Source organism: Kitasatospora sp. NPDC056327, assembly GCF_042261735.1.
In the GTDB taxonomy this organism is placed as follows: Bacteria; Actinomycetota; Actinomycetes; order Streptomycetales; family Streptomycetaceae; genus Kitasatospora.
On record NZ_JBHJRC010000060.1, the window covers coordinates 22,317 to 33,010 of the forward strand.

Below are 10,694 nucleotides of genomic sequence, written 5' to 3' on the forward strand. Positions count from 1 at the left end.
GCCGTCAGGTGCGTGCCGCGCCGGATGCGCGCTACGCCGTCAAGTGCGTGCCGTGGCCGGCGCCGGAGGTGGCGCCGCGGTACCAGTACTCCAGGGTCAGCACGTGCCACAGGTGCTTGGAGAAGTCCTGCTGCCCGGCGGCGTCCTCGGCGACCATCCGGGCCAGCGCCTCGCGGCGCAGGAACCCGGAACGGACCAGCTCGCCGTCGTTCACCACCTCGCGCACCAGCGGCGCCAGGTCCCGGCTCATCCAGGCCCGCAGCGGGGCGCTGAACAGACCCTTGGGCCGGTACACGATCTCCCGGGGCAGCACCGAGGTGGCCGCCTCCTTGAGGACGGCCTTGCCCTGGCGCCCCACGATCTTCCGGTCGCCCGGCACGGCGAACGCCGCCCGCACCACCTCCACGTCCACGTACGGCACCCGGACCTCGGTCGACGCGGCCATGCTGGAGCGGTCCGTGTACGCCAGGTTCAGGCCCGGCAGGAACATCCGGGCGTCGCCCAGGCACATCCGGTTGACGAAGTCGTCGAGGTCGTTGTCCCGGTAGACGTCCGCGTGCTCGGTCAGCACGTCGTCGACGGTGCCGGCGAGGTCCGGGTCGATCAGACCGAGCAGCTCCTCCCGGTCGTACATGGTGTAGCTGCGCCGGAACGCCGTCTCCTCCGGCAGTTCGGCGAAGGAGAGGAACCGCTTGGCGAAGCGCACCGACCGGAACCCCCGGCTGGCGGTGGCGACCGGCAGCCGGTCCACGGCCCGGAACAGACCGCGCCGCAGCGGCCGCGGGACGCGCTGGTAGCGCAGCGCGAGCTGGTTGGCCAGGTGCTTGCGGTAGCCGGCGAACAGCTCGTCGGCGCCCATCCCGGAGAGCATCACCTTGACCCCGGCCTCCCGGGCGGCCGAGCAGATCAGGAAGGTGTTGATCGCGGCCGGGTCGCCGATCGGCTCGTCCAGGTGGTACGTCATCCGCGGCAGCAGGTCCAGCACGTCCGGGGCGATCTCGATCTCGTGCAGGTCCACGCCGAACCGCTCCGCGACCTGCCGGGCGTAGCGCAGGTCGTCCGGCATCGCCTCGAACCTGGCGTCCTCCGGGCGGAACCCGATCGTGTAGGCGGAGATCCCGGGCCGGTCGCGGGCCGCCAGCGCGGTCAGGTAGCTGGAGTCCAGCCCGCCGGAGAGGAAGGTCGCCACCGGGACGTCGGAGAGCAGGTGACGCCGGGTCGACTCCTCGACGACCGCCGCGAGGTCCGGCAGCTCCCCGCTGCGGGCCCGCTCCCGGCCCTCGGCCGCGACCTCCCGCAGGTGCCAGAACCGGCCCCGGTCCACCCGGCCGTCGGGGCGGCAGCGCAGCCAGCTCCCCGGCGGCAGCTTCTCCGCCTCGCGGAACGCGCACCGGGAGTCCGGCACCCAGTAGTACAGCAGGGAGGCCACCATCGCCGCGTGGTCCACCTCCAGCGACCCGCCGGTGGCGGCGGCCAGCGCCTTGAGTTCGGAGGCGAACACCAGGCCCTCGCCGCGCCGGACCAGGAACAGCGGCTTGATGCCGAGCTGGTCGCGGGCGAGCACCAGCTCGCCGGTCCGCTCGTCGAAGATCCCGAACGCGAACATGCCGCGCAGCCGGGGCAGGCAGTCCGTGCCCCAGCGCCGCCAGGCCTCCAGCAGCACCTCGGTGTCGGAGGTGCCGCGGAAGCGCACCCCGGCGGCGGTCAGTTCGGCGCGCAGCTCGGGCGCGTTGTACAGCTCGCCGTTGTACGTCAGGACGAGGCCGTCGGAGACCATCGGCTGGGCGCCGGTCTCCGACAGGTCGACGATCGCCAGCCGGCGGTGCCCCAGGTGCACCTCGCCGTCGCCGAGGGGGTGGCTGTACCGGCCCGCGCCGTCCGGGCCGCGGTGGGCGAGGGTGTCGGTGAGCAGGTCGGTGACGACCTTCCCGTCCGGCCACCGGTACGTGCCCGCGATGCCACACATGTCCTACCGCACCTCCTGATCACTGTCCGGGACCCGTGTGGTCCACAACGTCGTGCGCCCCGTCCGCCGGCGGCCCGTCCCGTTCTGCCGGACCGGCCGCTCGTACCGCCCGCGCGTCACGGTGCGCGGCCCGCCCCACGGCGTGCCGTCGGTCCGGTCGCGCGGGTCGGGGTCGACCAGCACCACACCCAGCACCGGGACGCGCTGGTCGGCGAGCTGCCGCGCCACGGTGTGCAGCCAGGCCGCACTGGCGCGCCCGGCCCGCACCACGAGCACGGTCCGGGTGCCGAGGTGGCGCAGATCGGTCCAGGCGGTGCCGGGCGCCACCGAGCCGACGCCGATCCGGCGCTCCCCGGGCGCCGGCTCCCCGGCCTGCTCGGCGCGGACCACGGCGGGGCCGTCCGCCTCCGGGCGCCGCTTGGCGAGCTGAGGCCCCGGCAGGCCGTCGACGACGACCACCGGGCCGTCCTCCGCCAGCGCCCGGGCGAGGTCGAGGGCGATCGCACCGGTGGTGCGGGCGCACCCGAGATCCAGCAGCGACACCGGCTCCCCGGAGCCCCGCACCAGCCGGGCCAGGGTCGTGGTGAGCCTGGTCCGGGCCTCCCTGGTCCGCCGCAGCTGCCACCGTCCGCGCTGCCGGCCGGGCACCCGGCGCAGCTCCGCGACGACCGGGGCGCCCAGGTGCGCCGAGATGTCCCGGCGCAGCACCGGCCGGTCCGCCACCACCGCGCTGATCGCCGACCAGGTGATCCCGACCACGAGCCCGAGGACGAGCCCGATCGCGGCGTCGGTGGCGGCGGTCTTCGCCCGGGACACCCGCACCGCGTGCGGGACGTCCACGATCTGCGTGCCGGCCACCAGCCGGGGCGTGCCGACGTTCGCCTCCGCGGCGCGCCGGCTGAAGTCGGCGATCCGCGAGGTGAGTTCGGCCCGGCTGGCGTACAGGGCCTCCAGCCGCGCGGACGCCTTCGGGCCGCTCTGCGGCGGCGTGTCCCCGATCTCCTGGTTGACCTGGGCGAGTTCCCCCTGCATCCGGTCCCGCTGTTCGAGCAGGGACTTGGCCTCGGCGTCCGCGGTCTCCTTGAGCCGCCGCACGTGGTCGGCCACGAACGCCTCGGCGAGGGCCTTGGCCCGGGCCACCGCCTCCGCCTCGCTCTGCGCCTGCACGGTGATCTGCAGCAGGTTGTTGGTCAGGCCCAGCGCCGTGTAGTCCGCCAGGAAGTCCGTCGGCCTGTCGGCGGAACCGACGGCCTTGAGCGCCGCGCCCGCGATCCCCACGGTCTGCAGCAGCGCGGCGTCGGTGCGGATCAGCGTCCCGGGATCGTTCGGCGTGTCCGCCTGGTGCGCGACCAGCACGGTCGTCACGGCGCTCGGCGGCGCCGGCATCAGCACCCCCGCCGCCGAACCGCCCAGCAGCCCGACCGTCGCCAGGCAGCACCAGAAGCGCCGCCGCCGGCGGACGGCGACCACCAGCCCCTGCAGGTCCACCAGGGGCGCGGCCGGCGACCCCGATGTCGAACTCGTCGTCACCCCGTGCCTCTCCCCGTGTCGTCGCCGACGGCGAGCGCCGGCGTGGCACCGTCCGTGAGCGCGGGAGCCCCGGCCCCCACGAGCGCCGGCACGGCGCCCTCCGTGAGCTCCGGCACGCCGCCGCCCGGGCGCCGGCGGCCGGACCGCTTCGACGGGGCCCGGACCGCGGCGGCGACCACGACGCCGACGACCTCGTGCCCGGCGTCCGTGCACGCCCCGGTCAGACCGGCGAGTTCCACCGCGGTCCAGCTGCCCGCGCTGGTCACCACCACGGCGCCGGACTCGCCGTCCCGGTCCGGCACCAGCGGCCGGGACACCGGCACCCCGGCCACCCGCAGCAGCGGCTCGCCGTCCGCCTCGACGGCGAGCCGGGCCGCGGCCAGCGCCGCCGTCCGGTCGCCGTCCGGGACGACGACCAGCAGCTCCCGGGCGGACGGCAGCTCTTCACGCAGACGGGCGAGGACCCGCCGGTGGCGGAGCTGCCGCCCGTCCTCGTCACCGGAGGCGTGCGGAGCCGGCAGGTCCCACCGGACGTCCAGGCCCAGCAGCCGGCGGACCAGGGCCCGCGGGCCGCGGTCGTCCGTCCGCCGTGCGCCCCGCTCGCCGGGGACGTCGACGGTGCCCAGCAGCGCCGCGCCCAGTGCCGCCGCGATCTCCGGCTCGGTGCGCAGCCGCCGGCTCGCCCGGGCGGCGGCGAGATGGCCGATGATCCCGGCCAGCACGAACAGCAGGGCCCCGCCGGAGACCAGCTGGACCACCGTCGGCGGCGCCTCGGCGGTCGGCCGGGCGGCCGCCCCCATCACGACCATGTTCGCCTTGCCGGCCGCCGGGTCGACCTGCTCCAGTTTGTTGACGGCCTCCTGCAGCGCGCTGCGCAGCTTCGCCAGCTCGGTGCGGGTCTGCACGCTCTCCACGGACTGCCCGGGATCGGCCGAGTCGGCCAGCTCGGTGATCCGGCGGCTGGCCTGCGCCACCAGCTGGCGCAGCGCCTGGGGCTGCGCCGCCTCGGCGTCGGTGCCGCCGCCCGCGATCCGGGCGGCGAACGCGACGAACTGCTGGGCCACCTGGTCGGCGAGCTGCTGCGCCTGCTCCGGGGTGTCGGCCGTGCCCGAGATCTTGATGATGTTGCCGTCCGCCGCGGTCGCGGTCACCCGCTCGCGCAGCGCGGCGCCGTCGACCCCGGGCCGGCCGATCGCGGCGGCCGCGCTGTCGAGCACCACCGAACTGGACGCGATCTGCGCCTGGGTCATCAGCTCGCGTTCCTGCCACGCCCCCGGCAGCAGCACCGAGGCCGAGGTCGTGTACTTCGGCGGGAACAGCAGCGAACCGCCGTAGCCGACGAGCGCCCCCAGCACGGCGAGCACGGTGAGCACCCGCCAGCGGCGGCGGATGATCCGGCCCACCGTGACCAGGCGTATCGCTTCGTCGCTCAACGGCGCGGCCTCTTCCCGGCCCGGCCCGGGCCGCCCGCCGACACCGGGGCACGGCCGTGGCAGGCGGCGGCGTAGGCGGCGAGCAGCGAACGCTGGGAGTTCCGCCACGCGAGCGGCCCGTTGATCCGCTCCTGGCCCAGCTTGCCCATCTCGGCGCGCCGGTCCGGGTCGTCCAGCAGCTCCGAGACGAGCTCCGCGAACCGGGACTCGTCGTCGTGCGGGGCGTAGACGGCCGCGTCACCGGCGGACACCCGCGCCTCGCGGAGGTCGAACGAGACGATCGGCCGGCCCATCACCATGTATTCGAGGACCTTGTTCATCGTCGACACGTCGTTGAGCGGGTTGTTCGGGTCGGGGGAGAGGCAGACGTCCGCGGTGGACAGGTAGCGCACCAGGTCGGCGTCCGGGACGCGCCCGGTGAACTGCACCTGGTCCGCGAGCCCGAGCCGCCGGGACAGCTCCACCATCGCGTCGAAGGTGTCCCCGCCGCCGACGAACACCGCGTGCCAGTCGGTCCGGCCGACCTCGTCGCGCAGCTTCGCCAGCGCCCGCAGGGCGTAGTCGACGCCGTCCTGCGGCCCCATCACGCCCAGGTAGCACAGCAGATGGGGCTTGCCGCGCTTCAGCTCCGGCTCCGGCGGCACCGGCCGGAACCGCTCGGTGTCGGGCGCGCTGCGCACCACGAAGACGTCCTCGGGCCGCCGGCCGCCCCGGCGCAGCGCGACGTCCCGGTAGCTCTCGTTGGTGGCGAGCACGACGTCCGCGGCGCGGTAGGTCATCCGTTCCAGCGCGCACACGCCCCGGTAGAGGAGGTCCTCGCCGCGGTCGAAGCGGGAGAGGTACAGCTCCGGCACCAGGTCGTGCTGGTCGAAGACGAACCGCGCGCCGCGCCGCTTCAGCCACAGCGCGGGCAGGAAGAGCAGGTCCGGCGGGTTGCAGGCGTGGACCACGTCGACCGGGCCGACCCGGCGGGCCAGCCGGAGCGTGTGCCACAGCGCCGACCCGTACTCCCGCAGGTAGCCGGCCGGCCCGCCGGTGGCCGCGCGCAGCGGGTACCGGTGGATCCGGATCCCGTCGATCACCGCCTCCGCCTCGGTGTCCCGCTTGCTCCCGCGCGGGCAGATGACGTCGACCGTCCAGCCGGCGTCCCGCAGCGTCCGGCACTCCTGCCACACCCGGCGGTCGAAGGGCACCGACAGGTTCTCCACCAGGACCAGCGCGCGACGGCCGTGCCCGTCGGCGCTCAGCGCGTCACCAGGCAAGGCCCACGTACCCCGGCTCGGTCCGGCGCGCCTCGGCGTCGGGCAGGCGGACGAGGTCGACGATCACCGTGCCGTCGCCGTGCGGCAGCGCCGACAGCACGGCCGGGTCCTTCGTCCCGACCACGCACACCTCGGCGTGCTCGATCACCTCGTCGACCGAGTCGGTGAGCAGCTGCGCGAGGTGCGGCAGCCGGGTCTCGATGTACTCGCGGTTCGCGCCGAGCAGCCGGGAGAGGTTCACGTTGGGGTCGTGGATCCGCAGGTCGTAGCCCTTGCCGAAGAGCCGCTCGGCCAGCTCGACCAGCGGGCTCTCGCGGAGGTCGTCGGTGCCGGGCTTGAAGGACAGGCCGAACAGGCCCACCCGCCGCCGGCCCGCGCGCTCCACCAACTCCACCGCGCGCTGGAGGTGTTCGGCGTTGGAGGGCAGCACGTGGGAGAGGATCGGCACCGCGACGTCGGCCCGCCGCGCCGCGTGGACCAGGCTGCGCAGGTCCTTGGGCAGGCAGGAGCCGCCGAAGGCGAAGCCGGGCCGCAGGTAGGCGGGGCTGATGTTCAGCTTGCGGTCGGCCAGGAAGACGTCGATCACCTGGTGCGAGTCCACCCCGAGCGCCCGGCAGACGGCGCCCAGCTCGTTCGCGAAGCCGATCTTCAGGCCGTGGAACGCGTTGTCGGCGTACTTGATCGCCTCGGCGGTCGGGACCGGCACCCGGAAGACCTCGCCGGGCAGGCCCTCGTAGAGCGCCGCGACGACGTCGCCGCTGGCCCGGTCCAGCTCGCCGATGACGGTCTTGGGCGGGTCGAAGAAGTCCTTCACGCTGGTGCCCTCGCGCAGGAACTCCGGGTTGACCGCGACCCCGAAGTCCACCCCGGCCGTACCGCCGGCGTACTTCTCCAGGATCGGCACCAGCAGGTCCAGGCAGGTACCCGGGAGCATGGTGCTGCGGAACACGACGGTCTGGCGCCCGCCCCGCTCGGCCACCGCGGCACCGATCTGCTCGGTGACCCGCTCCAGGTAGGTGGTGCACAGGCTGCCGTTGGCCTCCGACGGCGTGCCCACGCAGACCAGCGACACCTCGCTGCCCATGATCGCCTCACGGACGTCGGTGGTGGCCCGCAGCCTCCCGGTCCGGACGACCTCGGCGGTCAGCTCGCCGATCCGCTCCTCGACCACCGGGGCCTTGCCGTCGTTGACCAGGTCGACCTTCACCTGGTTGACGTCCACCCCGATGACCTCGTGACCCAGGCTGGCCAGGCACGCGGCCGACACGCAGCCCACGTAACCGAGCCCCAGGACACTGATCCTCATGACCCGTTCCTCCCCTCGGGCAGGCCCTTGTGGCCGGCCGTCCGCGCGTCGATGGAACGACGCCCCCCACGTACCGCGCGCACCCCGCGCGCCTTTCGCATTCCGTGCACCTCGTGCGTTCCGTGCGCCGCACGCGTCCCGTGCGGCGCGTGCGTTCCCCGCATCAGTAGGCCCCCTGGCCCCGGAGCACCGCCCGCAGCGTCTTCCAGAGGATCACCGCGTCCAGCGCGAGCGACCAGTCCTCCACGTAGCGCAGGTCCAGCCGGACCGCCTCGTCCCAGGGCAGGTCGCTGCGTCCGCTGATCTGCCACAGACCGGTGAGTCCGGGCTTGACGAGCAGCCGCCGCCGGATGTCCGGGTTGTAGGCGGCGGACTCCTCCGGCAGCGGGGGCCGCGGACCGACCAGCGACATCGAGCCGGCCAGCACGTTGAAGAGCTGCGGGAGTTCGTCGATCGAGTACCGGCGCAGCACCCCGCCCACCCTGGTCACCCGGGGGTCGTGGCGGAGCTTGAACAGCAGTCCGGCGCCCTCGTTGAGCTCGGCCAGCTCGGCCCGTGCCCGGTCGGACCCGACCGCCATGGTGCGGAACTTGACCAGGGTGAACTGCCGGCCGTCCTTGCCGGTCCGGTGCTGCCGGTAGAACGGGCCGCCGTGGCTGTCGGCCATCACCAGCAGGCCGACGAAGAGCATCAGTGGCGCGAACAGGACGAGCAGCACCGCGGCGCCCAGCCGGTCGACGACCGCCTTGACCGCCCGGGGCCCCCCGGTGAAGGCCGGCATGCTGACCCGCAGCATCGGGATGCCGAGGACCGCGTCGACGTGCAGCCGCGGGCCGGCGACCTCCATCAGCACGGGGGCCACGACCATCTCGGCCTCGCCGTTCTCCAGGTTCCAGGCCAGCCGCTGGAGCCGGTCCGGCGACCAGTACGGGTCCGGGGTGATCGCCACGACCCGGTAGCCGTCGCGGTGGACGTGGTTGGCGACGTCCGTCAGCCGGCCGACGACCGGCACGCCGTCCAGGCGGTCGCCGCCGGGTCCGAGCGCGTACGGCGTGCACACCGCCTCGACCTTCCAGCCGAGGTGCGGGTACTTGCGGGTCCGGGCGATCAGGTCGCGCACGGTCGCCGGGCTCCCGGCGGCGAGGACCGGGCGCAGGCACCGGCCCTCGTTGCGCCTGCGGTGCAGCCAGACCCGCAGCAGGTACCGCTCGGTCATGGTGACGAGCGTGATCGCCGGGATCGCGACGAAGATCCAGAGCTTGATGTTGTGCGAGGTGAGGGCGATCCCGCCGAGGGCCAGGACGACGGCCGCCGTGAACAGCGAGCGTCCCAGCCGGCGGAACTCCTCGGCGCCCTGGCCGAGCACGGCCGGTGCCCAGGCCCGGGTGACCGCCAGCGCGCCGAGCACCAGCAGCTCGGTGCCGAAGGCGAGAATTCCCCATTTCTCGTGCCAGTCGGCCGCGTCCCGAACTCCGAAGAAGCCGCCTATCCCCGCGACCACGAATGCGGTGGCCACCGCATCGCTGATGATCACGGCACGACGGTACTGCTGTTCCCAGTCGATCCGGATCCGGCTGATTCTCGCGTTTACCGGGCGCTGCCGCGTCGCTTGCGGTGATTGCGCCGACGGAAACGGGCGGACCATTTCCTCTTCCCCCTGCTCCACGGTCCGTTCCAGGTCACCCGTGGGTTCGACGTGCTCGCTCCACACGATTCCTCCCCCCGGGAGGCGGTGCCTCCCGCGCTGTTCCTCCCCTCGGGAGCCCCCGCCTCCCGTTGTTCCGCGCTGTTCCTGACCGCGGGAGACCCCTCTCCCGCGCATGCCAAATCCGGCCACTGCAGCGCTGGTTGAACACTCCGCCGAGGCGCCGGCGGACACGCGCGCCCGGCCGGAGCCCCGAGGTGCGCGGGACGCTGCCGGCCGGTGCTCCGAACGCCCGGAGCCCGGGCTCGGGCGCCGGGGAATCGATCACCCCCACGTCTGCCCCGGCGGACGCGACCACCTGCGGTCCGCGGTGCCGGACCCATTGATCGTCGTGCGTCACTCGTGTCCGGCCGTGGCAGCGAAATCAATCTAGAGCATGCGGGCGCTCCAAAGAGAGGGATATGTGAAACGCGCGCTCGAAATTTGATGCCGGGTCCACAGAATGATCACTTACGCCGGGTTCTCCGAGGTGACGGCGTGCGGGATGACCTGTGCGGACGGGTAATTCCCGGATCCGCGGACCGGCCGTGCCGGAGCCTCCCGCGGGCGCCGGCACGGCCGTGGCCGGGCCGTGGCCGGGGTCCGCGGGAGGGGCGGGGCGGGGAGCACGGGCCGGGCCGTCCGTCCGCCGGCGTACGCCCCGCCCGAGCAGGGCGGGCGCGGCCGCCGCGGGAGCGCACGTCGGCGGAACGGCGGGTGTGCGGCTGCCGTGGAGCCGGTGCGCGTCCGGCGGCCGGCCGGTGCGGCCGCGGCCGTGCCCGGCGCAGGAGCGTGTGCGGACGGTCGCGGCCCGCCCGGATTCCGAAAGGACATTCTGTGGACGGTTCCGCGGGGCCGGTGTTCCGCGGCGGTCGGGCCGTCGGCGACGTGGGCCGGGACGCCCGGCCGGGGCGGGGCGGGGCGGTGTAACGGCCGGGCCGGCGGCGTGTGCGGGGGAGCCGTCCGGGCGTGCTCACCGGTCGACGGGGAGAAGGGTGCGGGCGGACGCGAGAAGGCCGCCCGCGGGGCTCCGCCGACCTGCTGTCAGGTCGGCGGGCCGGCGGACGGCCGGTGGGCGGGCGGGCCGTCACATCGGGGGTGACGGTCCGCCGGGGCGGCGCTCAGCCGCCGAGGCGGGACAGGAGCAGGCGCGCCCGGCGGGTCTTGGCCTCGGCGCGGTTCTTCAGGTACAGCGCGTGCGCGAGGCGGTGCTGCTCGGCCTCCCGCATCCGCTCGTCGATGATGGCGCGCGCGGTGTCGAGGTGGTAGTTCACGGTCGTCGTTCCCCCTGTCGGCGAGGGCCCGCCGATGGCTTCGGCATCGGCCTCAAGGCCCCCTCTCTGCCTATGATTCTACACCACCAGCTGAGACATGCTCACCATTTCCCAGTCACTCGGCGTTGTTTGCCTGCTGTTTGAAGGCCTGTCGGTTGGTGAGCATCAGGTGTGCCGGGTGTGACCGGCGGAGGCCGGGGCCGACACGCCGACGGGGCCCGGCCGGAGGGCCGGGCCCC

General features: G+C 74.4%; 7 protein-coding genes. All 7 read right to left on the reverse strand.

Annotated features, from left to right (window positions below; genetic code table 11):
* Positions 1-31: 31 nt before the first annotated feature.
* Positions 32-1,966: an asparagine synthase (glutamine-hydrolyzing) gene (asnB, locus tag ACFCX4_RS11910; RefSeq protein ID WP_376141012.1), complete on the reverse strand. Its 1,935-nt coding sequence runs from the start codon at positions 1,964-1,966 to the stop codon at positions 32-34.
* A gap of 3 nt (positions 1,967-1,969) precedes the next feature.
* Positions 1,970-3,496, reverse strand: coding sequence for a polysaccharide biosynthesis protein (locus tag ACFCX4_RS11915; RefSeq protein WP_376141014.1), 1,527 nt, complete (start codon positions 3,494-3,496; stop codon positions 1,970-1,972).
* Positions 3,493-4,929: a polysaccharide biosynthesis protein gene (locus ACFCX4_RS11920; RefSeq protein WP_376141016.1), complete on the reverse strand. Its 1,437-nt coding sequence runs from the start codon at positions 4,927-4,929 to the stop codon at positions 3,493-3,495. Before ACFCX4_RS11920 ends, ACFCX4_RS11915 begins: the two co-directional genes overlap by 4 nt.
* Entirely contained in the window at positions 4,926-6,191 is a 1,266-nt protein-coding gene (locus ACFCX4_RS11925; protein WP_376141018.1) for a glycosyltransferase family 4 protein, read from the reverse strand. The genes ACFCX4_RS11920 and ACFCX4_RS11925 overlap by 4 nt, the downstream gene beginning before the upstream one ends.
* The gene (locus ACFCX4_RS11930) at positions 6,181-7,497 is read right to left on the reverse strand and encodes a nucleotide sugar dehydrogenase (RefSeq protein WP_376141020.1); all 1,317 of its coding nucleotides are present in this window, start codon (positions 7,495-7,497) and stop codon (positions 6,181-6,183) included. Before ACFCX4_RS11930 ends, ACFCX4_RS11925 begins: the two co-directional genes overlap by 11 nt.
* 163 nt (positions 7,498-7,660) lie before the next feature.
* Positions 7,661-9,163: a sugar transferase gene (locus ACFCX4_RS11935; RefSeq protein WP_376141026.1), complete on the reverse strand. Its 1,503-nt coding sequence runs from the start codon at positions 9,161-9,163 to the stop codon at positions 7,661-7,663.
* A 1,139-nt stretch (positions 9,164-10,302) separates the two neighbouring features.
* Positions 10,303-10,455 carry a hypothetical protein gene (locus ACFCX4_RS11940; protein WP_376141022.1) on the reverse strand — a complete coding sequence of 51 codons (153 nt, stop codon included), beginning with the start codon at positions 10,453-10,455 and terminating at the stop codon, positions 10,303-10,305.
* Positions 10,456-10,694 lie beyond the last annotated feature (239 nt).

What these genes read in the sequence shown, in the direction of transcription:
- asnB (WP_376141012.1), bottom strand. Translation starts at nt 1,966, where the DNA reads ATGTGTGGCATCGCGGGCACGTACCGGTGGCCGGACGGGAAGGTCGTC.
- ACFCX4_RS11930 (WP_376141020.1), bottom strand. Translation starts at nt 7,497, where the DNA reads ATGAGGATCAGTGTCCTGGGGCTCGGTTACGTGGGCTGCGTGTCGGCC.